Origin of the sequence: Mesorhizobium sp. M8A.F.Ca.ET.165.01.1.1, assembly GCF_004792065.1 — a bacterium.
GTDB lineage: Bacteria > Pseudomonadota > Alphaproteobacteria > Rhizobiales > Rhizobiaceae > Mesorhizobium.
In genome coordinates this window covers 453,282-478,745 of the sequence record NZ_SRTH01000001.1, presented here as the reverse complement: position 1 = coordinate 478,745, position 25,464 = coordinate 453,282, and the positions used below count along the sequence as shown (strand labels likewise).

The following is a 25,464-nucleotide window of genomic DNA, read 5'->3' as shown; positions in this document are numbered from 1 at the left end:
CACCGCCACTCCGGGGCGTTGAGGCGCACCTTCCGGAGACGTGGATGCCGCGCAAACTCGACCTCAGAACCGGCCAGCCCGTCTGGTCGGCCTATCGCGCGCCCACGGTGCCGACCGACAGTCTGACCCGGGACGTCAAGACCGATGTGCTGATCATCGGCATGGGGATCAGCGGCGCCATGATGGCCGAGGCGCTGACAGCAGACGGTCACTCCGTGGCGTGCATCGACCGCCGCGGACCGCTGAAAGGCTCGACGGCGGCAACCACGGCGCTGGTGCAGTTCGAAATCGACCAGCCGCTTTCAATTCTGTCGAGAATGATTGGCAAGGCCGAGGCACGGCAGGCCTGGCGACGCTCGCGGCTGGCCGTTTCCAATCTCGCCGCCCGCGTCACCGAACTCGGCATCACCTGCGGCATGAGCCGAACCCAATCGCTCTATCTGGCCGGCACCGCGCTCGGCCCCTCGGAACTGCGTGAGGAGGCCGAAGCGCGCCGGCAAGCTGGCATCGCCGCGACCTACTTGACCCCTCGGCCGCTCGCCGAGGCGTTCGGCATCGACCGCGATGGCGCCATCCTCAGCCATGGCAACATCGCGCTCGACCCGCGCAAGCTGACAGCAGGACTGCTGCTCGAGGCGCTCGGGCGCAAGGCTCGTCTCTACATGCCCGTCGAAGCGACGGCGATCAAGGACAGTGCCGACGAGGTGGTCGTGGCAACCAGGGACGGCCCCACCATTACGGCGCGGCATGTCGTCCTGGCCACCGGTTACGAACTGGTCGACATCGTGCCGGCGGCGGCCCACCAGATCATCTCGACCTGGGCGATCGCGACGCGCCCACAGCCACGAAAGCTCTGGCCGGGTGCGACGTTCATCTGGGAGGCGTCGGATCCCTACCTCTATGTCAGGGCGACCACCGACGGCCGGGTCGTATGCGGCGGTGAGGACGAGGATTTCGTCGACGAGACACAGCGAGACGAACTCATCCCCGACAAGAGCGAACGGATTGCCGAAAAGCTTGGCAGGCTGTTGCCGCATCTCGACACCAGGCCCGAATTTGCCTGGACCGGCTCCTTCGGCACGACGACCACTGGCCTCCCTTGCATCGGCGCCATTCCCAGGCATCCGCGCATCCATGCCGTGATGGGTTATGGCGGCAACGGCATCACCTTCTCGCGCATCGCTGCCGAGATCGTTCCGGCCTCGATCCGCGGGCTTGAAGACACGGATGCAAGCCTGTTTGCCTTCAACCGCTGAGTGTATACTCGCAAACAATCCCTCATCACCTAATTGTAACGTTGCTGAAACACACTTAAGTCTTTGGTGAAGTCGGCTGCGTGGGAATGGCTCGCGCGGCCTGCCTCTGAGGGAGAACCAAATGGATTTCAGTGGTTTCGATATTGCGGTCGTTGTTCTGGTCGCGCTTGTCGTGCTGGTGCTGTTCAAGGGCATCAAAACAATTCCGCAGGGATACAACTATACCGTCGAACGCTTTGGTCGTTACACCAAGACACTGAGCCCCGGCCTCAACCTCATCACACCATTCGTTGACCGCATCGGCGCCAAGATGAACATGATGGAACAGGTGCTCGACGTTCCGAGCCAGGAGATCATCACCCGCGACAACGCCATCGTCGGCGTCGACGGCATCGCTTTCTACCAGATCCTCAACGCGGCACAGGCCGCCTATCAGGTTGCCGGCCTGCAGAACGCCATCCTCAACCTGACGATGACCAACATCCGTACTGTAATGGGCTCGATGGACCTCGATGAGCTGTTGTCCAACCGCGACGCCATCAACGAGCGCCTGCTGCGCGTCGTCGACGAAGCGGCGCATCCGTGGGGCATCAAGATCACCCGCGTCGAGATCAAGGACATCAACCCGCCGGCGAACCTGATCGAATCGATGGGCCGCCAGATGACCGCCGAGCGCAACAAGCGCGCGCAAATCCTGGCCGCCGAAGGCCTCAAACAGTCGCAGATCCTCGAAGCCGAGGGCCGCAAGGAAGCCGCCTTCCGCGACGCCGAGGCGCGCGAACGCTCCGCCGAAGCCGAAGCCCGCGCCACCCAGGTGGTGTCGGAAGCGATTTCCAAGGGCGACGTGCAAGCGCTGAACTACTTCGTCGCCCAGAAATACACCGAGGCCTTGACCAGGATCGGTTCGGCCACCAACAGCAAGGTCGTGCTGATGCCCCTGGAAGCCTCCTCGCTGATCGGCACGCTCGGCGGTATCGGCGAGATCGCCAAGGAAGTCTTCCGCAGCGAAGGCACGACCGGTGCGCAAAGGCAGGCAGCGCGTCCGCCTGTCGTCAGGCCCTCCGAAAACTGAGATAGGCCACGCTCATGATCGACCGCATCGTTTCTGAACTCGGCCCGTGGAACTGGATGGTTCTGGGCTTCGTGCTGCTGGTTGTAGAGGTCATCGCGCCGGGTTTCTTCATGCTTTGGATCGGCATCGCCGCCCTGATCGTCGGCGCGGTGTCGCTGCTGATCTGGGATGCCGCCATCTGGACATGGCAGGTCCAGGTGCTGCTGTTCCTCGTGCTGTCGCTGGTTTCAGCCTTTGTCGGCAAGAAACTCATGGGCGGACGCGACCAGCCGACCGACCAGCCCCTGCTCAACCGCCGTGGTGCGCAGATGATCGGCAGGATGGCGACACTTGCCGAACCGATCCGCGACGGCCGTGGCCGCATCAAGCTCGGCGACACGCTGTGGCGCGTTTCCGGCCCGGACCTGCCCGCCGGCACCCAAGTCCGCGTCACCGCCGCCGCCGACACCGATCTGGAATTGACGGTGGAGCAGGTCTGAATTTCAGCTCGCCATTACCTGAATGCCGCCGACGCGCAGGTGTGCTGAGATTCAGGTCAGGGCGAGTCGAAAATGGCTGATGCCGAGAACCGGAGCGGAGCGTACTTTTCGTACGCGAGCTCAGTTCTACTGCGACGCAGTAGAACGGGGAAGCCCAGGAATCAGCCATTTGCAGGCCGACCTCACCTGAATATCAGCGCACCTCAGGCTGCGCCGATGCGCAGCAGGTCGTGAAAATGCACCACGCCCAGCGGCATGTTGTTCCTGGTCACCACCAGTGCGCCGATATTGTGCTCGTTGAGCAGCGCGATGGCCGTACCTGCTAGCGTCTGCGGGTCGACCGTCTTGGGTGTGCGGGTCATCACCTCGTCGACGATGACATCGGCCAGGTTACGGTGCAGGTTGCGCGCCACATCGCCGTCGGTGATGATCCCGGCCAATTCGCCATTCGCGTCGACGATCAGGACGCAGCCGACCTTCTTCTGCGACAACGTCATCACCGCTTCCGGCATCTTGGTGCCGACGACGGCCAGCGGCATCTGGTCGCCGACCCGCATGATCTCGGAGACCATGGTCAGGTTGGCGCCAAGCTGGCCGCCGGGATGGAAGGTGCGAAAATGGTCCGGCGTGAAGCCGCGCGCCTCGAGCAGCGCGATCGCCAGCGCGTCGCCGACGACCAGCTGCAGCAGCGTCGATGTTGTCGGCGCCAGGCCATGCGGGCAGGCCTCGGGGGTGCGTGGCAACAAAAGCACGACGTCGGCCGCGCGCGCCAGCGCCGACGTCTCTCCAGAGGTGACGGCGATGAGCGGAATGGAAAACCGCCGGGAATAGGCGACGATACCCATCATCTCCTTGCTCTCGCCCGACCACGAGATTGCGATGATGGCATCGTCCTTGGCGATCATGCCGAGATCACCATGATTGGCCTCGGCGGGATGGACGAAGAAGGCAGGCGTGCCGGTCGAGGCCAGCGTCGCCGCGATCTTCGAACCGATATGCCCGCTTTTGCCGACACCGGTGACGATGAGCCGGCCCTCGATCTTCGAGATCATGTCGACGGCATGGGCAAAGGGCGCCGCCAGTCCGTTCTCGAGCGCCTCGGCAAGGGCCGCGATCCCGGCCTGCTCGGTTGCCACCGTTCTCAGCGCCGATTCGATCGACGCTTGCCTGTCCAGGGGCTTCTTATCGAGAGGTCTCGCATGCATGGCTGATGCGATTAGCGCTTTGCCGCCCGCCTGTCCAACAGAAATGGCCTTCCGCATGACGGCTGAATGTGTGCGGCAATTTGGGACAACGACAAGGATCAAAACGGAAGGCACGACGCGGACCCGCATTGTCGCCCGCGGAAATCGCGTTTGAACCGGGGACGCGCGCGGCCTCAACCCTCCGTTAACCATCCCCATTTACGGTTCGGTAAGTATGGCGCGCATGCGCCGCGCGAGCAGTGGTGGCGATGTCCGGGGTCCAGCCAGAAAAATCGAGAGGACGACGGGGCAACGCGGTCTGCGCCTTGCTGCTTGCGACCAGCGTCCTTGCCTTGCTGCGTCCTGCGCCACTCCAGGCCCAGGAAGCGGAACTGCGTGGAGAACTGTCGGAATCGGCGATCCTGTCCGACCAGCAGCGCAAGGCAAGAAACCTTGTTCTTGCCCAGCAAGCGGCGGCCAATGCTGCCGCGCAGGACGATGCGTCGGCGCGCACCTATCTGCCGGCCAGCGCCGGTGCCGTGCCTGACGATACCGACGCCGCGAACTCGACCAACAGCGTCTTCGACCCGCCCCAGGCCAGTGACGATATCTCCGCCGACGCACCGACGCCGCCCAAGCCGCGCCGCACTTCGGCCGCCAGGCAGAACGCGGCCGACAAGGCAAAGGACAAGGCTGCCGACAAGTCCAAGAAGAAAAAGGGCACCACGGCGGCCACGGATCCAACCACCACCGCCACGGCGACCACCACGGCGACGACTGACGATACCGACAACACCGCGACGGACCAGGAAGCGGCCAACCGCCGCGCACTCACCATCGACAGTGTGGACAGGCAGAAACTCGACGCCGGCGCCGAGCGCACCGCTGCGATCGAAGGCCAGAACAAGAAGCCCGAGGACGATCCGTTCGCCGCCACCGGTGTCAAATGGGGCTCCTTCGTCATCCGGCCGACCATCGAACAGGGGCTGACGGCGACGACGAACGGCGATTCGAGCAGTGCCGGCACGTCGGCGCTGCTGTCCGAGACGGCGCTGCGCTTTACCGCCGCTTCCGACTGGCGCGAAAACTCCGCGACCATCGACGGCTATGGCAATTTCCGCGAAACCGTGTCGGGCTACCCGGTTCACGATGGGCAGGGCCGCATCGAAGGCCAACTCAATGTCGACCTCGACAAGGAATTGCGCGCCATCGCCAAGCTCGGCTACGAAGCCGTGCCGGAATCGGCGTCTTCGCCCGATGCCATTGCCGGCGTCAGCACCCAGCCGCTGCGGCAGACGATCGATGGCAGCATCGGCGTCGAGAAGGCCGTCGGCAAGATGCAGTACAGGTTGACCGGGGCGGTCTCACACGACTTCTACGGTGACGCCAAGCTCGCCGACGGCACCTCGCTGTCGCAGAAGGATCAAGACAACACGCTCTACACGGCAACCTTGCGCACCGGCTACGAGATTTCCCCGGCGCTCACGCCCTTCACCGAAATCGAGGTCGGCCGCCGGGCCTATGACCAGCGCATCGACGATGAAGGCTTCGAGCGCTCCTCGACGCGCCTCGGCGCCCGCGCGGGCCTGCAAGTCGACATGGGCGAGAAGCTGTCGGGTGAATTCTCGGCCGGCTGGCTCAGGGAAGCGATCGACGACAAAAGCCTTGAAGCGATTTCGGGTGCCACCGTCAATGCCGATCTAAAATGGTCGCCCGAACGCGGCAGCACGATCGGCCTGACTGGCAAGACCACTGTCGAGACCACGACCACATCAGGCGAAAGCGGCGATATCCTCTACTCCGGACGCCTGACGGGCGAACGCGTGATCCGATCCAATCTCACCGCGAATGCGGCACTGGGCCTGGACTGGCGCGACTATGTCGGCATCGACGGCCATGACAGGATCTTGAGCGCCGAGGCCGGCCTGACCTGGTGGCTGAACCGCTATGCCGGCCTCACCACCCGCGTAAGAACCGAAAAGCTGACCAGCAACCTGCCCGGCCGCGACTACACCGCCAACAGCATCTACCTCGGCATGAAAGTGCAGCGCTGAACGCGTATGCACTTCGTCATCCTGGGGCGTAGCAAGGAGCGAAGCGACCCGGCGCAGACCCCAGGATCCATGCAGCGACTTATGGGTCGCCTCTGCGGTGATAGGCCTGGAGCATCTCTCTGGCTCCTGCTTCGCCGAGGATGACGAAAGTATGGGGCTTAAAACGCTGCTCCGCGCCGTTCTGATGGCTTCATCTCGTCGAGAAGCGTGCGGATCACGCCGGCCATGCTCTGGTTCATGTCGTTGCGCCACAGCGCGAAGGCGACATTGGCCTCGACAAAACCTTCCGGCGAGCCGCAATCGAAGGTGCGGCCCTGATAATGATAGCCGTAGAAGGCTTGCTGCTTTTCCAGCTTCAGCATCGCGTCGGTGAGCTGGATTTCGTTGCCGGCGCCCTTCTCCTGGCCTTCGAGAATTTTGAAGATCTCCGGCTGCAGGATGTAGCGGCCGTTGATGTAGAGGTTGGAGGGCGCTGTGCCGGTCTTCGGCTTTTCCACCATCTCGGTGATGCGGAAGCCGTGATGGGTGTCTTCGCCGCGGCCGACAATGCCGTATTTGTGAGCCTCCGCCGGGTCGCATTCCTGCACGGCGATGATGTTGTTGCCGGTTTCCTCGTAGAGTTCGACCATCGCCTTCGTGCAGCTCTTCTCCGACTGCATGATCATGTCGGGCAACAACAGCGCGAACGGCTCGTCGCCGACCAGTTCGCGCGCGCACCAGACAGCATGGCCGAGACCCATCGGCACCTGCTGGCGGGTGAAGCTGGTCTGGCCCGGCGCCGGCTGCAGCCGCTGCAGGCGGGCAAGCTGCTCGTCCTTGCCGCGCTGTGCCAGCGTGTCATAGAGCTCGAACTGGATATCGAAATGGTCCTCGATGACCGCCTTGTTGCGGCCGGTGACGAAGATGAAATGCTCGATGCCCGCCTCGCGCGCCTCATCGACGACATACTGGATGACCGGCCTGTCGACGACGGTCAGCATTTCCTTGGGAACGGCCTTGGTGGCCGGGAGAAACCGGGTGCCGAGGCCGGCGACCGGGAAAACTGCCTTGCGAACTCTCTTCATGCTTCCAATTATCCGTTTGCTGGCCGGCTCCGCAATCCCGTCTCGCGACATTTTCACGCCGGAATTGAAGATTACTGGAGCGGCTGAGGGAAACTTCCACCGGTTAAAGCATCGAGGTGTCTTTTCGTTCCAGGCGACGCCTATGGTAAACTAATTCCTAACCCGGTTCGGCGATGAATGGTCTTTCCTGAGACAAAGAAGGAGGAAAAGATGTCCGTTCGCAATGCCGCAAAACGTTTCAGCAGCGTCATGACGGCCGCAAGCCTCTCGCTCGCTTTGCTCATTCCCACCGGGCCGGCCTTCGCCGACGCCGGGTTCCGGCAATGGGTCGCCGGCTTCCGCGCCACCGCCGTGGCCGGCGGCGTTTCCGCCGCCGTCTACGACCAGGCCTTCCGGGGGATCAACGAGCCCGATCCGGTGGTGCTGGAAAAGGCCCGCACCCAGCCCGAATTCACCGCACCCGCCTGGGATTATTTCGACAACCGCGTCCATGACCAGTCCGTCGCCGTCGGGCAGCAGATGGCGAAAAAGTGGAAACCTTGGCTGGACAGGATCGAGGCGAGGTTCGGTGTCGACCGCTACGTGCTGTTGGCCATCTGGTCGATGGAATCGAACTATGGCGAGATCCTCAAGCGCGACGACATCATGCGCAATGTCGTCCGTTCGCTGGCGACTTTGGGATATGGCGACCCGAAACGTTCGAAATACGCCCGCACCCAGTTGGTCGCGGCGCTGAAGATCCTGCAGAGCGGCGACATCGACGAAAGCCACCTGATGGGCTCCTGGGCGGGTGCCATGGGCCAGACCCAGTTCATCCCGACCAGCTACCAGCATTATGCCGTCGACATGGACGGTAACGGCAAGCGCGACATCTGGAATTCCATTCCCGATGCGTTGGCGACATCGGCTAACCTGCTCAAGAAGAATGGCTGGCAGGCTGGCAAGACCTGGGGCTACGAAGTCACCTTGCCGGCAGGCAAATTGCCGGGCGGATCGAAGACGCTGGCGCAATGGCAGGCGCTCGGCGTCGCCAGGGCCAGCGGCAAACCGTTCAAGACCCTTACCGACAAGGCGACGCTGAAAGTGCCGGACGGCCGCGGCGGACCGGCCTTCCTGATGATCAGGAATTTCTCGGTCATCAAGGCCTACAACAATGCCGACAAATACGCGCTCGCTGTCGGTCTGCTTGCCGATGAGATCGCTGGCGGCAACGGCCTGGTGCAGGACTGGCAGCGACCTTTCACCAAGCTCAGCTTCGAGGAAAGGCAGGAGTTGCAGAAGCGACTTTCCCAGCATGGCCTTTATGATGGCAAATTCGACGGCAAGATCGGTGACGGCTCGAAGACGGCCATCATGGCTTATCAGGCGAAGGTTGGCTTGGCCCAGGATGGCTATCCGAGCTTGGAAGTGCTGAAATGGCTCAGGCAAAAATAAAACCTGGCGTAGTTGAGTAGGGAGGGGGCGATTGGTTTGGCCTGCGCGCATCGGGACGGTCGTTCGTCGCACGCCGGTGCTGATTCTGGCCTTCGCCGTGCTCGCCATCGCTGTGGCCGGCGCCGTCCACGCCCCAGCCATGGCGCAGGAGCAGCCGCAGCAGAGCCGCGGCTGGTCGTTGCGCGACCTTCTGTTTCCGCGCCGCAGCGAGCGGGTAGAGCCGCCACTGGACATCCAGAAGGCGATACCCAAGCCGAAGAAGAAACCTCGTGCGCCTCGCCCACCCGAGGAGCCTGCAACGCCCGTGGCCGAAAAAGCGCCGGACGCCCGCACCGTCCTTGTGGTCGGCGACTTCATGGCGGCGGGTCTGGCCGAGGGTCTGGACGAAGCCTTCGCCGAGAATACCGGCGTCAGGATCGTTGACCGCAGCAATGGCTCGTCAGGCTTCGTGCGCGATGATTTCTACAACTGGCCCGAACAGATCAAATCGCTGATCGAAACCGAAAAGCCCGCCGCGGTGGTCGTCATGCTAGGGTCTAACGACCGCCAGCAGATGAAGGTCGGGGACGTACGCGAGCAGCCTCGTTCCGAAAACTGGACCAAGGAGTACGAACACCGTACCGATGAGTTCGGCAAGGCAATCGCCACCGCCAAGGTGCCTTTCCTATGGGTGGGCATGCCGGCCTTCCGGGTGCCGAAGATGACCTCGGACATGCTGGCCTTCAACGACATCTACCACAAGGCGGCCGAAAGCCACGGCGGCGAATTCGTCGATGTCTGGGACGGTTTCGTCGACGAGAACGGGGCCTTCATTACCAGCGGCCCCGACATGAATGGCCAGCCCGTGCGGCTGCGCGCCGATGACGGCATCAACGTGTCCAAGGCAGGCAAGCGCAAACTCGCCTTCTACACCGAAAAGTCGCTGGTGAAGATCCTTGGACTGGCCGCGCCGGGAAGCGTGGCACCGACGGCGGCGCCGGCGGGCGCACCGGTCGAGGCGCCCGGTTCGGCCGCCGCCCCCATCGTCATCGATCGCACCCAACCCATGCTGCTCAGCGATCCCGCGCTCGACGGCGGCACCGAATTGCTCGGCGCCGCCCCACTGCCGAAGGCCGATCCAGCTCTTCCCGGGGAAAGGTTGGTGATCGAGGGCAAGGCGCCGGAAGCTTCGCCCGGACGCGCCGACGACTTTTCCTGGCCGCCGAAGGCAAGTCCGGCAGCCGCGGCCGCGGCCGCCGATACCACGACGGCGATTACCCCTTAACGCGGCAGGACGGTCGTCCCCATCAGCGCCTCGTCGATCGAGCGTGCCGCCTGGCGGCCTTCGCGGATCGCCCAGACGACCAGCGACTGGCCACGGCGCACGTCGCCCGCCGCGTAGAGCCGGTCGACGCTGGTCCTGTAGTCGCGGTCATTGGCCTCGACATTCCTGGAACGGCGGCTGTCGGTGGTGATCTTCATCTCACCCTCCAGTTCCGCCGCAACGCCTGCCGTCGCCGGTCCGGCAAAGCCGATGGCGATGAAGGCGAGATCGGCGCGGATGACGAATTCGGTGCCGGCGATCGGCTTGCGCTTCTCGTCGACCTCGCAGCATTTGACGCCCGTAAGCTGGCCTTCCTCGCCGATGAATTCGAGCGTCGCCACCTGGAATTCGCGCTCCGCGCCCTCGGCCTGCGAGGACGAGGTGCGCATCTTGGTTGCCCAGTAGGGCCAGACGGCGAGCTTGTCTTCCTTCTCGGGCGGCTGCGGGCGGATGTCGAGCTGGGTGACGCGCACGGCGCCCTGGCGGAAGGCGGTGCCGACGCAGTCGGAGGCGGTATCGCCACCACCGACGACAACGACATGCTGGCCACCGGCGATGATCGGATGCGACGGCCATGCCACGGACTGGATCGGCTCACCGCCGACGCGGCGGTTCTGCTGCACCAGATAGGGCATCGCGTCATGCACACCGCCGAGATCATCGCCGGGTATCCCGGCGGCGCGCGGCGTTTCCGAACCGCCGCAATAGAGCACGGCATCATGTTCTGCGAGGAGTTCAGCCACGGGCTTGTCGACGCCGACATTGACGCCACAGTGGAAGGTCACCCCCTCGCCCTGCATCTGTTCGATGCGCCGGTCGATATAGTGCTTCTCGATCTTGAAGTCGGGAATGCCGTAACGCATCAGCCCGCCTGGCCGGCTCTCTCGCTCATAGACATGCACGTCGTGGCCGGCGCGGCCGAGTTGCTGGGCGGCCGCCATGCCGGCCGGGCCGGACCCGATGATGGCGACCCGCTTGCCGGTCTTCCTTTCCGGCGGATAGGGCCTGATGTGGCCGGTCTCATAAGCCTTGTCCGCGATCGCCTGCTCCACCGTCTTGATGGCGACAGGAATGTCCTCGAGGTTCAGCGTGCAGGCTTCCTCGCAAGGTGCCGGACAGATGCGGCCGGTGAACTCCGGGAAGTTGTTGGTCGAGTGCAGGTTGCGGATCGCGTTGTCCCAGTCCCTGTTGTAGACGAGGTCGTTCCAGTCGGGGATCTGGTTGTGGATCGGGCAGCCGGTCGGCCCGTGGCAGAACGGAATGCCGCAATCCATGCAGCGCGCGGCCTGTTTCTCGACCTCCTTGTCCGACATCGGCAGCGTGAATTCGCGGAAATGCCGGATGCGGTCGGAGGCCGGCTGGTACTTGTGCACCTGCCGGTCGATTTCGAGAAAGCCTGTTACCTTGCCCATAGTCCAGTTCCTGCTGTCCAGATGGTGCGGTTTTCGCCGCACCCGTTAACCTCTTGAGGCAGCCATGGCAACCTTGAGCCCGAGGTCAAACTGTCGATGAAGGGGCCGGGAAGCCTGGGCTCCCCGGCAATTCTCAATAATCTATTCGGCCGCGACGCCCATGCGCATGCGTTCCATCTCGATCAGCGCGCGGCGGTATTCGACCGGCATGATCTTGCGGAATTTCGGCCGGAACGTCGCCCAGTCGTCGAGGATCTCGCGGCCGCGCACCGAACCCGTATAGTGCACGTGGTTCGAGATCAGCTGGTAGAGCCGTTCCTCGTCATGGCTGGTCATGTCGCCGGAGACGTCGACGCGGCCCTTGTGGTCGAGGTCGCCGCCATGGTGCAGCAGCTTTTCCATCAGGTCGTCTTCTTCCGGAACCGGCTCCAGCTCGACCATGGCCATGTTGCAGCGCTCGGCGAAATCGCCCGCCTCGTCCAGCACGTAGGCGACGCCGCCCGACATGCCGGCGGCGAAGTTGCGGCCGGTCTTGCCGATGACGACGACGACGCCGCCCGTCATGTATTCGCAGCCATGATCGCCGACGCCTTCGACGACGGCCGCCACGCCCGAATTGCGCACCGCGAAGCGCTCGCCGGCGACCCCGGCGAAATAGGCCTCGCCCTCGGTCGCGCCATAGAGCACCGTATTGCCGACGATGATGGAGTCGGCCGCGACGATCCTGGCTTCTTGCGGCGGCCGGATGACGATGCGGCCGCCCGACAGGCCCTTGCCGACATAGTCGTTGCCGGCACCGACCAACTCGAAGGAAACGCCGCGTGCCAGGAAGGCGCCGAAGGACTGGCCGGCGGTTCCGGTGAGCTTGACCTGGATCGTGTCCTCGCGCAGCCCCTTGTGCTTGAAGCGCTTGGCCACCTCACCCGACAGCATGGCGCCCGTGGAACGGTCGACATTGCGGATGTCCACCTCGATCTTGACCGGTTGCTTGGCCTCCAATGCGGGCTTGGCCAGTTCGATCAGCTTGCGGTCGAGCACATCGTCGATCGGGTGCTTCTGCCGTTCCGTCCAATGCACTGCTTCATGCGGCGCATCCGGCTTGTAGAACATCTTCGAGAAGTCGAGCCCGCGCGCCTTCCAGTGCTGGATCACGTCGCGCTTTTCCAGAAGGTCGGCGTCGCCGATGATCTGGTCGATATGGGTAAAGCCCATTTCGGCGAGCAGCGCCCGCACCTCTTCCGCCACGTAGAAGAAGAAGTTGATGACGTGCTCGGGCGTGCCCTTGAAGCGCTTGCGCAGCACCGGGTCCTGCGTCGCCACACCGACCGGACAGGTGTTGAGATGGCACTTGCGCATCATGATGCAGCCGGCCGCGATCAGCGGCGCGGTCGAGAAGCCGAACTCGTCGGCGCCGAGCAGCGCGCCGATGATGACGTCGCGCCCGGTGCGCAGGCCGCCGTCGACCTGCAGCGCCACGCGTGAACGCAGGCCGTTCAACACCAGCGTCTGATGCGTCTCGGCAAGACCCATCTCCCACGGGCTGCCGGCATGCTTGAGCGAGGTCAGCGGCGAGGCGCCGGTGCCGCCATCATAACCCGAGATGGTGATGTGGTCGGCGCGCGCCTTGGCGACGCCGGCGGCAACCGTGCCGACACCGACTTCCGACACCAGCTTGACCGACACGTCGGCCGCCGGATTGACGTTCTTCAGATCGTAGATCAGCTGCGCCAAATCCTCGATCGAATAGATGTCGTGATGCGGCGGCGGCGAGATCAGGCCGACGCCCGGCGTCGAGTGCCTCACCTTGGCAATGGTCGCGTCGACCTTGTGGCCGGGCAATTGGCCGCCCTCGCCGGGCTTGGCGCCCTGCGCCACCTTGATCTGCATGACATCGGAATTGACGAGATACTCGGCCGTCACGCCGAACCGTCCCGAGGCGACCTGCTTGATCGCCGAGCGTTCCGGGTTCTTGCCGCCGCCAGGCAGCGGCAGATAGCGGTCGGCCTCTTCGCCGCCCTCGCCGGTGTTCGACTTGCCGCCGATCTGGTTCATGGCGCGCGCCAGCGTGGTGTGCGCTTCCCTGGAGATCGAACCGAACGACATCGCCCCGGTCGAGAAGCGCTTGACGATCTCGGCTGCCGGCATGACGTCGTCGAGCGCGACCTTCTTGCGCCCGCTCTCATCCGCCAGCTTGATCTTGAACAGGCCGCGGATGGTCTGGGCGCGGGCCGTCTGGCTGTCGATCTGCGTCGAATACTCCTTGAACGTGTCCCACGAACCCTGGCGCACGGCGTGCTGCAAGGTGGCGACCGCGTCGGGCGACCACATATGCGCCTCGCCGCGCATGCGGAACAGATACTCGCCGCCGACCTCCAGGCTGTTGCGCAGCACCGGATCGCTGCCGAAACCGTCCGTGTGGCGGCTGACGGTTTCGCCTGCGACCTCATCAAGTCCGACGCCTTCGATCAGCGTCGCGGTGCCGGTGAAGTACTGCTGCACGAAATCGGTCTTCAGCCCGATGGCATCGAAGATCTGCGCGCCGCAATAGGACTGATAGGTCGAGATGCCCATCTTGGACATCACCTTGAGGATGCCCTTGCCGATCGACTTGATGTAGCGCGACACCACTTCATAGGCGTCGACCTCTTCCGGCAGCTCGCCGCGCTTGTGCATGTCGAGCAGCGTGTCGAAGGCCAGATAGGGATTAATCGCTTCCGCGCCATAGCCGGCAAGGCAGCAGAAATGATGCACCTCGCGCGGCTCGCCGGATTCCACGACCAGGCCGACCGCGGTGCGCAGGCCCTTGCGGATCAGATGGTGGTGCACGGCGGCCGTCGCCAGCAGTGCCGGAATGGCGATGCGGTCCGGCCCAAGCTGGCGGTCGGACAGGATGATGATGTTGTAGCCGCCGGCGACCGCTGCTTCGGCCCGCTCGCACAGACGTTCGACGGCGCCCTGCATGCCGGCAGCACCCTCGCTCGACCCATAGGTGATGTCGATCGTCTTGGTGTCGAAACGGTCCTCGGTATGGCCGATGGAGCGGATCTTTTCGAGATCGCCGTTGGTCAGGATCGGCTGGCGCACCTCGAGCCGCTTGCGGCGCGAATTGCCGACCAGGTCGAAGATGTTCGGCCGCGGTCCGATGAAGGACACCAGGCTCATCACCAGCTCCTCGCGGATCGGGTCGATCGGCGGGTTGGTGACCTGGGCGAAATTCTGCTTGAAATAGGTGTAGAGCAGCTTCGACTTGTCCGACATCGCCGAGATCGGCGTGTCGGTGCCCATCGAGCCCACTGCTTCCTGGCCCGTGGTCGCCATCGGCGACATCAACAGCTTGGTGTCTTCCTGGGTGTAGCCGAATGCCTGCTGGCGATCGAGCAGGCTGACGTCCTTGCGCAGCGCGCGCGGCTCCACCGGCTTCAAATCTTCCAGGATGAGCTGCGTGTTGGAGAGCCAGGTCTTGTAGGGGTGCCTGGTCGCGATCTCCGACTTGATCTCCTCGTCGGGGACGATGCGGCCCTTGGCCAGGTCGATCAGAAGCATGCGGCCGGGCTGCAGCCGCCACTTCTGCACGATCTTCTCCTCCGGCACCGGCAGCACGCCGGCTTCCGAAGCCATGATGACGCGGTCGTCATCGGTGACGATGTAGCGTGCCGGACGCAATCCGTTGCGGTCGAGTGTAGCGCCAATCTGGCGGCCATCGGTGAAGGCGACCGCCGCTGGCCCATCCCACGGCTCCATCAACGCCGCATGATACTCGTAGAAAGCTTTGCGGTCGGCATCCATGAGCTTGTTGCCGGCCCAGGCTTCCGGGATCAGCATCATCATGGCGTGGCTGAGGCTGTAGCCGCCCTGGAACAGGAACTCGAGTGCATTGTCGAAGCACGCCGTATCCGACTGGCCATCGTAGGAGATCGGCCAAAGCTTCGAGATGTTGTTGCCGAACAGTTCGGAATCGACCGACGCCTGGCGCGCCGCCATCCAGTTGTTGTTGCCGCGCACCGTGTTGATCTCGCCATTGTGGGCGACCATGCGATAGGGATGCGCCAGCTTCCACGACGGGAAGGTGTTGGTCGAGAAGCGCTGGTGGACGAGGATCAGCGCGGTTTCGAAACGCGGGTCCTTGAGGTCCTTGTAGTAGGCGCCGACCTGATAGGCCAGGAACATGCCCTTGTAGACGATGGTGCGCGCCGACAGCGACACGCAATAGGCGCCGATGTCCTTGTTGTCGTTCTCGGCGTAGATGCGGCCCGAGATGACCTTGCGTAGCAGATAGAGCCTGGCCTCGTATTCCTCGTCATCGATGATATCGGCCGTGCGGCCGATGAAGACCTGGCGGTGGAACGGCTCGGACGCGACGATGTCAGGCGCCTTCGACAGCGACGAATTGTCGACCGGCACGTCACGGAATCCGAGCAGCGGCAGCCCCTCGGACTGCGCCGATTCGGCGATGATCTCTTCGATATGGGCACGAAGGATGGCATCCTGCGGCATGAACCAGTGTCCGACGCCATACTGACCGACCGGTGGCAGTTCGATACCTTGGGCCGCCATCTCCTCACGGAAAAAAAGATCCGGAAGCTGTACCAGCACGCCGGCGCCATCGCCGACCAGCGGATCGGCGCCGACGGCGCCGCGATGCGTCAGGTTCTCGAGCACGGCAAGCCCGTCCTTGACGATCTGATGCGACTTCACGCCCTTCATGTTGACGATGAAGCCGACGCCGCAGGCGTCATGCTCGTTGCGCGGATCGTAGAGCCCCTGAGCGGTGAGGCCGCCGGTAGTCGCGCGATTTTTGATGGAGGTATTTTTGACGGCGGCCGCTTTCGTCTGCGCGGCCTGGCCGTTCGTCGCAGAGAGCGTCAATTCCGTCATCGTTCTATCCTCCGTTCCGCGCCACGTGGCATTGGCCTGCGGGCGCTGGTTTGCCTTGGCGAGCACTTGGGCTCGCCCTTCATTCTTGCGGCACGTCTTGCGAAATCGCCGAACCAGGCGGCGCGCCGCTGGTTCCTATCCGGTATCGTACAGGCCAGAGCTGGTCCGTCCACCTGTCGCTCGCGGCAAAAGCCGGAGTGGCCTAAACGATACGCCAATCCAGCCAGTTTTGTGCGACAAAATAAGACAGCACTACTGTCCTAAATTTTTATGACAGAAATCCAGAACCCATACAAGACCGATTCACAAAAAACTTGGCCGCGTCGCGACACAAAATTTCGTGAGGTGGCTGCAAAACGTAAGCTTCGGTCTGTGAGGGCGCCGCCGGCCCGACACTGGCTTTACCCGTTTTCTGGTGGCTGGCTCTTGCGGGCGGACCATGAAACCGGTCAAGGTCCCGGCGATTTTCCCAACACAGGCAGACGCATGTTCTTCGCTTCCGACAATTGGGCAGGCGCCCACCCAAGCATTGCAGCCGGCCTCTCGGCCCATACCGCCGGCTTTTCGACCGCCTATGGCGACGGTGCGCTCGACCAGGCCGTCTACCGGCGCTTCAGCGAGATTTTCGAACGCGAGGTGGCCGTGTTCTTCGTGGCGACCGGCACCGCCGCCAATTCGCTGTCGCTGACGACCTATAACAAGCCAGGCGGCATTTCCTTCGCGCACCGCGAATCGCATGTTATCGAGGACGAGTGCGGCGCGCCGGAATATTTTTCCGGCGGTGCGCGGCTACACGCGGTCGACGGCGCCCTGGGCAAGATCGAACCACACAATCTGGACAGGGCTATCGGCCGTTTCGCCGGCGAGGTGGTCCATTGGGGCCGGCCGATGGCCGTTTCGATCACCCAGTCGACCGAGGTCGGCACAATCTATGGCCTGGCCGAGATCGAAGCGATCTCGGCGATCGCCAAGCGCCATTCTGTGCCGCTGCACATGGACGGCGCCCGCTTTGCCAATGCGCTGGCCGCGCTCGACACCACGCCAGCCGAAATGACGTGGAAACGCGGCGTCGACATCCTGTCCTTCGGCGGCACCAAGAACGGCTGCTGGTGCGCCGAGGCGATCGTGCTGTTCGATCTCGACCGCGCTGGGGAATTGGCCTTTCTGCGCAAGCGAGCGGCACAGCTGTTTTCGAAGTCGCGTTTCGTCGCGGCGCAGTTCGAAGCCTATTTCAAAGACGGGCTGTGGCTCGACACCGCAAGGCATGCCAACGCCATGGCAGCGCGCCTCGCGGCGGCGATCGAGGATTCGGCCTCGGCCAAGCTGGCGTGGCTGCCGCAGGCCAACGAAGTCTTCGCTGTGATCAAGAAAACGCAAGCCGAGAAACTGCAAGCGGCCGGCGCGGCCTTCTACGACTGGCACAGGCCGCACGGCTTCGACGGTCATATCGGCGAGGACGAGCTGCTCTATCGCTTCGTCACCAGTTTTGCGACGACCTCGGAGGAAGTCGACCGCTTCGGCCAGTTGATCGCCGGCTAACCGGTGTCCCGGGCAACAAAAAAGCGGCGCCTTTCGGCGCCGCTTTCCGTCTCGGGAGGAGACTTTAGACTTTAGGCAGCGGTCTTGGCCTCGATCTGCTTGGCCTTGGCCGGAGCCGAGGTGATCGCGATCTTGCGCGGCTTCAGCTCTTCGGGAATGTTGCGCTTGAGGTCGACGAAGAGCAGGCCGTTCTTCAGCGCGGCGCCGACGACTTCAACGTGATCGGCAAGCTGGAAGCGGCGCTCGAAGGCCCTGGAGGCAATGCCGCGATAGAGCAGCTCGGAGCCTTCGCCGGTGCCCTCGTCCTTGCGCTCACCCTTTACGGTCAGCACGTTGCGGTGGGCTTCGATCGAGATCTCGTCATCCGAGAAGCCGGCAACCGCCATCGAGATGCGGTAGGAATCCTCACCAGTGCGCTCGATGTTGTAGGGCGGATAGGTCTGCGCGCCATCGGGCTGGGCGAGCGAATCAAGCATCGTGAAGAGACGGTCGAAGCCGACGGTCGAACGATAAAGCGGGGAAAAATCAACGTGACGCATGAGGTGTTCTCCTGTTGAGCAACATGGTTTGCGTATGGCCGGTGCGAAACCCGTGAGCGGCGTTTCGGGAGGACCAGCGGCCCCGACATTGGCGGCCGCAATCCACATCTGGGGAGCGCTTGAAAGCATTTCAAGTTTCGTTTGACCGGAAAAGAATGAGGCGGCCAGCCTTTGATGAACGGCAGATGAACCGGCGCTTCGGCGCCCGTTCAGACAGCCGCCGCTAAAGTGGCTCTCAAGATCAAGGATTGGCGGCGCCGGTTTTCCAGAGGTGCCGCAACGAGGCCGAACCGGGTGTTAACGTCCCTTCCTCCCGGATCGACAGGGGCCGGAAGCGCGCTCAAAGCCGCTTCCGGCCTTCCCCGTTGCGGTCCTCCACAAGCCGGATTTGCTTTGCTTTTGACGTATTGGCGTCTATCACCTTGACGAGGCCAGCCGCGACAGGCTGGCGCGCAAAGACGCCGAGCACAAAGCGCCGAATGACGGATCTTTTCCACGACGCCCCTCTTTTTCACGAAGTTGAAGGCAATCCGCGACCGGAAAACGCCACAGGCGGCTTTTTCACCACGCGCGACGGCAAGAAGATACGTTACGGCCTGTTCGCAGCGGTGGCGCGTCCAATGCGCGGCACCGTTGTGCTGCTTGGCGGCCGCAACGAGTGCATCGAGAAATATTTCGAGACCATCCGCGACCTTGCCGCGCGCGGCTTCGGTGTCGCCACCCTCGACTGGCGCGGCCAGGGCGATTCCGACCGGTTGATCCGCGATCGTCAGCGCGGCTATGTCAGGTCGTTCCGCGACTATACGGCCGACCTGGAGCAGTTCTTCGAGGAGATCGTGCTGCCGGACTGCCGCGGACCCTACTACATCCTTGCCCATTCCGCCGGCGCTGTGATCACGCTGCTTGCCGCGCCGTCGATGGTCAACCGCGTGCGGCGCATGGTGCTGATCGCGCCATTCCTGACATTGCCCGACCTGCCGGTCTCGATACGGACGGTGCGCCGGGTCTGTTCGCTTTTCTGCGCCCTGGGGCTCGGCAGGCTCTATGCCGCGTGGGGTCCACGGCCGAGACACACCCTACCCTTCGAAGTCAACAAGGTGACGTCGGATCCACAGCGCTATCGCCGCAACACGCGCATCTATGAAGAATATCCGCAACTGGCGCTTGGCGGGCCGACGATCCGCTGGCTGCAGGCGGCGGCGAAGGCCTCTGAAGCCATCAGCGACCCCGACTTCATGGCCCGCATCCAAGTGCCTCTGCTGATCATCGCCGCCGGCGCCGACCAGGTCGTCTCGACCAAGGCGGTGGAAAAATACGCCAGAAGCCTGAGGCTCGGTTCGCTGTTGATGATCGACGGCGCCAAGCACGAGATCCTGCAGGAAGTCGACCTCTACCGCGAACAATTCCTCGCCGCCTTCGACGCCTTCGTCCCCGGCTCGGACGATCCGACGGCCTGACCAGTGCCTTAGGTCTCTTCGAGATAGCCTAGCTGACACCCCGTTGTCAGGAGGAGCGCACAGGCCAGGTCCCCAGTAGGCAAACTGCTAAAGATTCTGACAGTCCGCGGCAGCTCCGGAATGCTCATCTGCATGCGTGGAATTGAACGCTATGGAGATGAGATCATGACCGAGAAAACCTGCGCCGCCTGCGATTGCCAACTGGACGCCAACCCGATCCGCGTGAAGGTCGGCGGCAAGACCGTCGAGGTCTGCTGCGAGGAATGCGCGCAGGCGCTGAACGAAGCCGGCGCCTCGGCGGCCGGCACGGGCGAGGATTGAGCGATGCGCCCCGACCACACAACCGTACACGGCCTTGCCGGCCGGGCGCCGGCAGTCCGCGCAGCGACCACCAAGCAGTCATTGCGTGCCCACTGTATTGCGGCGGCAAGATGGTTCGGCCGCCAGATGGAGAAACGAAGGAGCCGCCTTGCCTTGCTCGAAATGAGCGACGAACAGCTCAAGGACATCGGTCTTTCGCGTGGCCAGGCCTATGCGGAATTCAGGCGCCGCTAAGCGCCTGTCGAAAGTCTCCTGACAGGACTGGGCAGTCCGTCTGCGTAAAGTGGTCTCCGCAATTCCGGACTCGTTTCCGGCGCGAGGAAAGAGCGCAACGGACATGTCGCAATTCACGGTGCAGCCGCTTCTCGACACCGGCACCGTCAGGGTCAGGGACGTCGTCTGCGGCGGCGAGTGCCGGCACAGGAGCGATGAGGAATGCACCGCGGCCACGCATCTGGTGTTTCCCTATCGCGGTGTCTTCGTGCGCCATGTCGGCCGCAACGACGCGGTGGCGGAAGCCAATCAACTGCTGTTCTTCAATGAAGCCGAGCCTTATCAGGTCAGCCATCCCATCGAGGGCGGCGACGCCTGCCTCGACCTCGTCATCGAGGACGGTCAATTGCGGGAGCTGGCGCCGAAGGATCAGCTTCGCTCCGGCGGCACGCTGGCGTTTCGTCGTCAGCGCCGGCGCATCGACCCGCGCGCGCAGGCGCTGGTGGCGCTGCTGCGCCACAGCCTGAGCCGCAAGGTCGCCGAAACGCTGGAGGCCGAGACGCTCGCCCTGACACTGGTACGGCGCTCGCTTGGCGAGCGCACCTCGCATGTCGCGGGCGCCAGCCCTGGCCGGCAGAAACTGGTCGACCGCGCCAAGCTCGTGCTGTCGTCGGACCTGTCACGGCGCTGGACGCTGGCCGGGATTGCCGTCGAGGTCGGCGTTTCGCCGGTCTACCTGACGCAGGTGTTCCAGCAGGTCGAAGCCATGCCGCTCTACCGCTATCATCTGCGCCTGCGGCTGGCGCGTGCGCTTGACCTGCTTGGCCGTTACGACAATCTGACCACGCTGGGCATGGATCTCGGCTTCTCCAGCCACAGCCATTTCAGTGCCGCGTTCAAGCAGGTCTACGGGCGTACGCCGGCGGAATTCCAGCGTTCGATACGGTCGCGCTGACCGCAGGCGATGTCAGCCGCGCAGGGCAGCCATGGCGGCGGCATGAAGCTCCGGTGTCGCCGCCGCCAGCACATCGCCGCCATTCTCCGCCGGCCCGCCGTCGAAGGTGGTGACGACACCGCCGGCCTTCTCGATGATCGGGATGAGCGCGACGATGTCGTAAGGCTTCAGGCCGGGATCCGTGACGATGTCGACGCTGCCCGAGGCGATCATGGCGAAGGCATAGCAGTCGGCGCCGTAGCGGGCGAGTTGGACCTGTTTCTCGAACGCGTCATAGCGCGTGCGCGCTTCGCCCTTGAACAATGCCGGCGTGGTGGTGAACAGCGTCGCCTCATCGAGTTTTGTCGTCTTGCGGGTCGACAGTTTTCGCGGACCGCCCGGTCCCTCGTAATGCGAGCCGGATCCATTGGCGTAGAACAGCTCGCCGGTGAAGGGCTGCGCCATCATGCCGGCAACCGCGTCGCCGTCGACCGTCAACCCGACCAGCGTCCCCCACACCGGCAGGCCGGAGATGAAGGCGCGCGTGCCGTCGATCGGATCGATAACCCAGACATGCCGGCTGGAGATGTTCTCGCTGCCGTGCTCTTCGCCCAGGATACCGTGATCGGGATACTCGGCCGATATCAGCGCCCGGATGGCGCGCTCGGCCTCGCGGTCGGCCTCGGTGACCGGATCGAAACTGCCCTTTTCCTTGTTGGCGACCGCGCCTTGGGCGCGAAAGCGCGGCAAGGTCTCAGCCGCTGCCGCTTGCGCGATACGGCGCATGAAATCGACGCTGATGTCCAACTGATTCTCCCGCGTTGCAGCATGCCCAGACAGTCGTTTGCCGTCACTTTCGTGCCAAAACAAGGGTGTTCGAGAATTTTCCGGCAGCGACACCTGTTGCTGAAATGTCACGTTTCTGTCAACGAAACGCAATTTCCACATCACTCTGAATTAAAAAAGCCTGAACGTCGCTTGACATTTGTGCGCTGCACAATACCCTCATTCTCGGATAGGGTTTCCTGTCCATGCCCTCCTTGGGCGTTTCCTCCCTAGACTTCGACCGTATCGTGCAAACGATGCGGTCTTTTTTTCAGCCGCTCCCGAAGCGTACCGCCCAAAACCACACGAGGGATCTTCGGGCAGTCGCACGCATGGAACAAGGCGTGATCTTCACTCCGCGGCCAGCGGCAGGTCGATGAAATGGTGATCCGGCATCGCCATCAGGTCGGCCGAAAATCGCGTCAGATCGTCGGCCAGCGCGTCGAAGCCGGCGGCTTTCTCGAATGTCCGCTCATTCATGTAGAGCCCGCGATTGACCTCGATCTGCAGCGCATGCAGATGACGCGCCGGGCGGCCGTAATGTTCCGTGATGAAACCGCCGGCATAAGGCTTGTTGTGAGCAACGGTATAGCCCATCGCGGTCAATAGGCCGATCGCGGTTTCGGTCAGGGCCGCGGTGGCCGAGATGCCGAAACGGTCGCCGATGATGAAATCCGGCCGCAGCCCGTTGTCGCCGACACGGATGCTCGCCGGCATCGAATGGCAGTCGATCAGCACGGCAAAGCCGAAACGGGCGTGGGTCCGGGTCAAAAGCCGCTTCAGCGTTTCGTGATAAGGCTTGTAGACGGCTTCGATGCGGGCAACCGCCTCGGCGAGCGGCAAGCGGCCCGCATAGATGTCGAGCCCCTCGCCCACCAGCTTCGGCACGGTGCCGAGCCCGCCGGCCACGCGCGCGGAGCGGATGTTGCAGAAGGACGGCACCGGCTCGGCGAACATGCGCGGGTCGAGTTCCCATGGCTCGCGGTTGACATCGAGATAGGCACGCGGAAAATTTGCCGCCAACATCGGCGCACCCAGCGCCACGGCGCCGCCGAACAGCTCGTCGACATAGCAATCCTCCGAGCGGCGGATGGCGTTGCGATCGAGCCTTGCCATGGCAAGGAAGCGTTCAGGATAGTAGCGGCCGCTATGCGGTGAATTGAAGAGGAAGGGGACGCGCTGCTCGGCGCCCGACCGGATTTCGAAGGGTGGAAAGACCGAAAAATCCTCGGCTGCCGTCTTCAATTTGAACGAACCCGAAAACACCAGTGCATCATGGCATGAAACTGCCACCTTGCTGGCCGCATGTCCAGCATTTCAGCCGTCGTGCCGCTTGGCAAATGTGGGGCAAGCGCGTCGGTGTTCACTTGATGTTTACTCTCACCTCCTCATATACAGGATGGTTAACGGGCCTGCCCCTCGGCAGTCTCGGCGGGTGATTCGGACGGGACAACATGGCACGCATTCTTCTGGCGGAAGACGACGACGATATGCGTCGGTTCCTCGTCAAGGCGCTGGAGCGCGCCGGTTATCAGGTCAGCGATTTCGACAACGGCGCCAGCGCCTATGAGCGGCTGCGCGAAGAACCATTCTCGCTGCTTCTGACCGACATCGTCATGCCGGAGATGGACGGCATCGAATTGGCGCGCCGCGCCACCGAGATCGACCCCGACCTCAAGGTCATGTTCATCACCGGTTTCGCCGCCGTCGCGCTGAACCCGGATTCCAAGGCGCCGAAAGACGCCAAGGTGCTGTCCAAGCCCTTCCACCTGCGCGACCTCGTCAACGAGGTCGAGAAGATGCTGCACGCGGCCTGAGCCGCCTTCCGCAAGCCGCCGGGTCAGTCCACAGCCGCGGCGAGACGACGTGTTTTTCCTCTTTTCCTGCTATTGACGCGCCTGACCAAAAATGGTGTATGCGCGGCTTCGGATGGGCGTGTAGCTCAGCGGGAGAGCACTGCATTGACATTGCAGGGGTCACAGGTTCAATCCCTGTCACGCCCACCATCCAGATCCAAACCAGCTGAGTCGAAGAGATAGGGCGTAAGGCCTGGCCGCCGCTGCGTGCCCTGATTCCCCCACTGCCCTATTCCCTCATCGAATCATTGCGGTGTCGGGTCAGGCTATTCCCAGGCCTGTCAGCGAGTTTTGCGAAGGGGCAAGCCACAACACTCGAGTTGGCGGCCGCGGCCAACCTGTGTGCCACTCAGACGCCCGCGACGGCGCAGAGCCTCTTCATCCTGGCAACCGCCATCTCCGGGTCGGCCAGCAATCCAGCCTGATCGGCAAGGCGGAAGACTTCGGCATAATGGCGGATGCCGCGCGCCGACTGCATGCCACCGACCATCGCGAAATGGTCCTGGTGGCCGTTCAGCCAAGCCATGAAGACAATGCCGGCCTTGTAATATTCGGTCGGCGCCTCGAAGATTTTTCGCGACAGCGGCACGGTCGGCGCCATCAGCGCGTCGTAGCCGGCACGGTCGCCGTCAGCCAGCTTCGCCAGCGCCGCATTGGCAACCGGCGCGATCGCGTCGAAAATGCCGAGCAGCGCGTGCGAGTGGCGCTTGCCGTCTCCGGCGATCAGTTCGGGATAGTTGAAGTCGTCGCCGGTGAACATGACGACGCCGTCCGGCAGCCGGTTCCTAAGCGCCACCTCCTTGCCGGCGTCGAGCAGCGAAATTTTTATCCCTTCCACTTTTCCGGCGTGGCGTTCGATGATGGCGACGACGGTGTCGAGCGCGGCCTCGAAATTCCCGCTGCCCCAATAGCCTTTCAACGCCGGGTCGAACATGTCGCCCAGCCAGTGCAGGATGACCTTGCCGGAGGCCTGAGACAGGATGCGGTCGTAGACACGCGCATAGTCGTCCGGGCCCTTGGCGACGGCGGCCAGCGCGCGGCTGGCCATCATGATCGCCTTGCCGCCTTGCCCTTCGATGAAAGCGAACTGCTCCTCATAGGCGGCGATCACATCATCCAGTGTCCTGGCCGACGCCGGCGCCAGATGGTCGGTTCCGGCGCCCGAGGCGAGGTCGGCGTCAGCGACGGTCCTCGCCTCCGCGATTGATCGGCGGATCAATTCCCTCGCGCTCCGCCAATCGAAACCCATGCCGCGCTGCGACGTGTCCATCGCCTCGGCGATGCGGAAGCCGAGCCGCCAAAGATGATGGCGAAACGCCATCGTCCTATCCCAGTCGACAACCGGCCGCGACCATGGATCGGTCATTTCCAGGGGATCGGCGACGACATGCGCGGCGGCATAGGCGATGCGCGGGAACCGTGCGCCGATCACCGGCTGGACCGGCTGTCCGACAAGCGCGTAGCGTGTGCTGCGGCCACCCGCGCCGGGCAAGGCAATGTCCATCGATCTCTCCGTTTTCGGCATTTACTAAATGGAACGTTCCAATAAATCAAGAACCTTTAAGATTCGAAAGCGGCCGCCGACCAATGCTGCGTTGCAACACATGAAGCCTTGAATGGTATATCGTTGGACCACGTATGATCGCC

The 25,464-nt window shown here is 63.4% G+C and carries 20 protein-coding genes and 1 tRNA gene; 13 read left to right on the top strand and 8 right to left on the bottom strand.

Going from position 1 to position 25,464, the window contains the following annotated elements:
- Positions 1-44: 44 nt before the first annotated feature.
- From EN808_RS02320 to EN808_RS02310, 3 genes are all read left to right on the top strand, one after another.
- On the top strand, positions 45-1,256 hold the full coding sequence (locus tag EN808_RS02320) for an FAD-dependent oxidoreductase (protein WP_135915032.1): 1,212 nt from the start codon (positions 45-47) through the stop codon (positions 1,254-1,256).
- A gap of 121 nt (positions 1,257-1,377) precedes the next feature.
- Positions 1,378-2,328: an SPFH domain-containing protein gene (locus EN808_RS02315; protein WP_127278883.1), complete on the top strand. Its 951-nt coding sequence runs from the start codon at positions 1,378-1,380 to the stop codon at positions 2,326-2,328.
- Positions 2,329-2,342: 14 nt separating this feature from the next.
- Positions 2,343-2,807 (top strand): NfeD family protein, encoded by a 465-nt coding sequence (locus EN808_RS02310; protein WP_127278884.1) that lies wholly within the window; start codon positions 2,343-2,345, stop codon positions 2,805-2,807.
- 203 nt (positions 2,808-3,010) lie between these two features.
- On the opposite strand, the gene EN808_RS02305 is transcribed toward EN808_RS02310, so the two are convergent.
- Entirely contained in the window at positions 3,011-4,012 is a 1,002-nt protein-coding gene (locus EN808_RS02305) for a KpsF/GutQ family sugar-phosphate isomerase (RefSeq protein ID WP_127278885.1), read from the bottom strand.
- Between the two features lie 248 nt (positions 4,013-4,260).
- On the opposite strand from EN808_RS02305, the gene EN808_RS02300 reads away from it, so the two are divergent.
- Complete coding sequence (locus EN808_RS02300) at positions 4,261-6,045, top strand: outer membrane beta-barrel protein (protein ID WP_189524039.1); 1,785 nt, start codon at positions 4,261-4,263, stop codon at positions 6,043-6,045.
- Between the two features lie 158 nt (positions 6,046-6,203).
- Here EN808_RS02300 and galU read toward each other — a convergent pair whose 3' ends face one another.
- The gene (galU, locus tag EN808_RS02295; RefSeq protein WP_189343710.1) at positions 6,204-7,118 is read right to left on the bottom strand and encodes a UTP--glucose-1-phosphate uridylyltransferase GalU; all 915 of its coding nucleotides are present in this window, start codon (positions 7,116-7,118) and stop codon (positions 6,204-6,206) included.
- A 201-nt stretch (positions 7,119-7,319) separates the two neighbouring features.
- Between galU and EN808_RS02290 the strand changes: the two genes are divergently transcribed.
- Positions 7,320-8,543, top strand: coding sequence for a lytic murein transglycosylase (locus EN808_RS02290; RefSeq protein ID WP_127869905.1), 1,224 nt, complete (start codon positions 7,320-7,322; stop codon positions 8,541-8,543).
- 31 nt (positions 8,544-8,574) lie between these two features.
- Positions 8,575-9,807 (top strand): DUF459 domain-containing protein, encoded by a 1,233-nt coding sequence (locus EN808_RS02285; RefSeq protein WP_127869906.1) that lies wholly within the window; start codon positions 8,575-8,577, stop codon positions 9,805-9,807.
- Here the strand turns inward: EN808_RS02285 and EN808_RS02280 are convergent.
- Both EN808_RS02280 and gltB read right to left on the bottom strand, forming a co-directional pair.
- The gene (locus EN808_RS02280; RefSeq protein WP_127869907.1) at positions 9,804-11,258 is read right to left on the bottom strand and encodes a glutamate synthase subunit beta; all 1,455 of its coding nucleotides are present in this window, start codon (positions 11,256-11,258) and stop codon (positions 9,804-9,806) included. The two genes, EN808_RS02285 and EN808_RS02280, sit on opposite strands and share 4 nt — an antisense overlap.
- 141 nt (positions 11,259-11,399) lie before the next feature.
- Positions 11,400-16,133, bottom strand: coding sequence for a glutamate synthase large subunit (gene gltB / locus EN808_RS02275; RefSeq protein WP_127869908.1), 4,734 nt, complete (start codon positions 16,131-16,133; stop codon positions 11,400-11,402).
- A 486-nt stretch (positions 16,134-16,619) separates the two neighbouring features.
- On the opposite strand from gltB, the gene EN808_RS02270 reads away from it, so the two are divergent.
- A complete protein-coding gene (locus EN808_RS02270) occupies positions 16,620-17,672 on the top strand; it encodes a low specificity L-threonine aldolase (protein ID WP_127278509.1) in 1,053 nt (350 codons plus the stop codon).
- A gap of 71 nt (positions 17,673-17,743) precedes the next feature.
- Here EN808_RS02270 and EN808_RS02265 read toward each other — a convergent pair whose 3' ends face one another.
- On the bottom strand, positions 17,744-18,211 hold the full coding sequence (locus tag EN808_RS02265; protein ID WP_027142918.1) for an Hsp20 family protein: 468 nt from the start codon (positions 18,209-18,211) through the stop codon (positions 17,744-17,746).
- Between the two features lie 479 nt (positions 18,212-18,690).
- Here EN808_RS02265 and EN808_RS02260 point away from each other — a divergent pair, with 479 nt between their 5' ends.
- The 4 genes from EN808_RS02260 to EN808_RS02250 all read left to right on the top strand — a co-directional run bounded on the left by EN808_RS02260 (position 18,691) and on the right by EN808_RS02250 (position 21,157).
- On the top strand, positions 18,691-19,668 hold the full coding sequence (locus EN808_RS02260; protein ID WP_127278508.1) for an alpha/beta hydrolase: 978 nt from the start codon (positions 18,691-18,693) through the stop codon (positions 19,666-19,668).
- Positions 19,669-19,833: 165 nt separating this feature from the next.
- A complete protein-coding gene (locus tag EN808_RS36185) occupies positions 19,834-19,989 on the top strand; it encodes a hypothetical protein (protein ID WP_167531297.1) in 156 nt (51 codons plus the stop codon).
- A 3-nt stretch (positions 19,990-19,992) separates the two neighbouring features.
- Positions 19,993-20,223 (top strand): DUF1127 domain-containing protein, encoded by a 231-nt coding sequence (locus EN808_RS02255; RefSeq protein ID WP_127278507.1) that lies wholly within the window; start codon positions 19,993-19,995, stop codon positions 20,221-20,223.
- A gap of 103 nt (positions 20,224-20,326) precedes the next feature.
- The gene (locus tag EN808_RS02250; protein WP_127278506.1) at positions 20,327-21,157 is read left to right on the top strand and encodes an AraC family transcriptional regulator; all 831 of its coding nucleotides are present in this window, start codon (positions 20,327-20,329) and stop codon (positions 21,155-21,157) included.
- Between the two features lie 12 nt (positions 21,158-21,169).
- Here the strand turns inward: EN808_RS02250 and hisN are convergent, their stop codons facing one another.
- Together hisN and EN808_RS02240 are read right to left on the bottom strand one after the other, a co-directional pair.
- Entirely contained in the window at positions 21,170-21,943 is a 774-nt protein-coding gene (hisN, locus tag EN808_RS02245) for a histidinol-phosphatase (RefSeq protein WP_127869909.1), read from the bottom strand.
- Positions 21,944-22,312: 369 nt separating this feature from the next.
- On the bottom strand, positions 22,313-23,254 hold the full coding sequence (locus EN808_RS02240; protein WP_127869910.1) for an N-formylglutamate amidohydrolase: 942 nt from the start codon (positions 23,252-23,254) through the stop codon (positions 22,313-22,315).
- 161 nt (positions 23,255-23,415) lie between these two features.
- Between EN808_RS02240 and EN808_RS02235 the strand changes: the two genes are divergently transcribed.
- Together EN808_RS02235 and EN808_RS02230 are read left to right on the top strand one after the other, a co-directional pair.
- Positions 23,416-23,778: a response regulator gene (locus EN808_RS02235; RefSeq protein WP_010911372.1), complete on the top strand. Its 363-nt coding sequence runs from the start codon at positions 23,416-23,418 to the stop codon at positions 23,776-23,778.
- Between the two features lie 114 nt (positions 23,779-23,892).
- Positions 23,893-23,967 (top strand) — tRNA-Val (locus tag EN808_RS02230).
- Positions 23,968-24,166: 199 nt separating this feature from the next.
- On the opposite strand, the gene EN808_RS02225 is transcribed toward EN808_RS02230, so the two are convergent.
- Positions 24,167-25,321 (bottom strand): dihydrodipicolinate synthase family protein, encoded by a 1,155-nt coding sequence (locus EN808_RS02225; protein WP_135915030.1) that lies wholly within the window; start codon positions 25,319-25,321, stop codon positions 24,167-24,169.
- Between the last annotated feature and the right edge of the window lie 143 nt (positions 25,322-25,464).

Excerpts from the sequence above, each read along its gene's own strand:
- EN808_RS02320 (WP_135915032.1), top strand. The coding sequence starts at position 45 with ATGCCGCGCAAACTCGACCTCAGAACCGGCCAGCCCGTCTGGTCGGCC.
- EN808_RS02315 (WP_127278883.1), top strand. The coding sequence starts at position 1,378 with ATGGATTTCAGTGGTTTCGATATTGCGGTCGTTGTTCTGGTCGCGCTT.
- EN808_RS02310 (WP_127278884.1), top strand. The coding sequence starts at position 2,343 with ATGATCGACCGCATCGTTTCTGAACTCGGCCCGTGGAACTGGATGGTT.
- EN808_RS02305 (WP_127278885.1), bottom strand. The coding sequence starts at position 4,012 with ATGCATGCGAGACCTCTCGATAAGAAGCCCCTGGACAGGCAAGCGTCG.
- EN808_RS02300 (WP_189524039.1), top strand. The coding sequence starts at position 4,261 with ATGTCCGGGGTCCAGCCAGAAAAATCGAGAGGACGACGGGGCAACGCG.
- EN808_RS02290 (WP_127869905.1), top strand. The coding sequence starts at position 7,320 with ATGTCCGTTCGCAATGCCGCAAAACGTTTCAGCAGCGTCATGACGGCC.
- EN808_RS02280 (WP_127869907.1), bottom strand. The coding sequence starts at position 11,258 with ATGGGCAAGGTAACAGGCTTTCTCGAAATCGACCGGCAGGTGCACAAG.
- gltB (WP_127869908.1), bottom strand. The coding sequence starts at position 16,133 with ATGACGGAATTGACGCTCTCTGCGACGAACGGCCAGGCCGCGCAGACG.
- EN808_RS02270 (WP_127278509.1), top strand. The coding sequence starts at position 16,620 with ATGTTCTTCGCTTCCGACAATTGGGCAGGCGCCCACCCAAGCATTGCA.
- EN808_RS02265 (WP_027142918.1), bottom strand. The coding sequence starts at position 18,211 with ATGCGTCACGTTGATTTTTCCCCGCTTTATCGTTCGACCGTCGGCTTC.
- EN808_RS02260 (WP_127278508.1), top strand. The coding sequence starts at position 18,691 with ATGACGGATCTTTTCCACGACGCCCCTCTTTTTCACGAAGTTGAAGGC.
- EN808_RS36185 (WP_167531297.1), top strand. The coding sequence starts at position 19,834 with ATGACCGAGAAAACCTGCGCCGCCTGCGATTGCCAACTGGACGCCAAC.
- EN808_RS02255 (WP_127278507.1), top strand. The coding sequence starts at position 19,993 with ATGCGCCCCGACCACACAACCGTACACGGCCTTGCCGGCCGGGCGCCG.
- EN808_RS02250 (WP_127278506.1), top strand. The coding sequence starts at position 20,327 with ATGTCGCAATTCACGGTGCAGCCGCTTCTCGACACCGGCACCGTCAGG.
- EN808_RS02235 (WP_010911372.1), top strand. The coding sequence starts at position 23,416 with ATGGCACGCATTCTTCTGGCGGAAGACGACGACGATATGCGTCGGTTC.
- EN808_RS02225 (WP_135915030.1), bottom strand. The coding sequence starts at position 25,321 with ATGGACATTGCCTTGCCCGGCGCGGGTGGCCGCAGCACACGCTACGCG.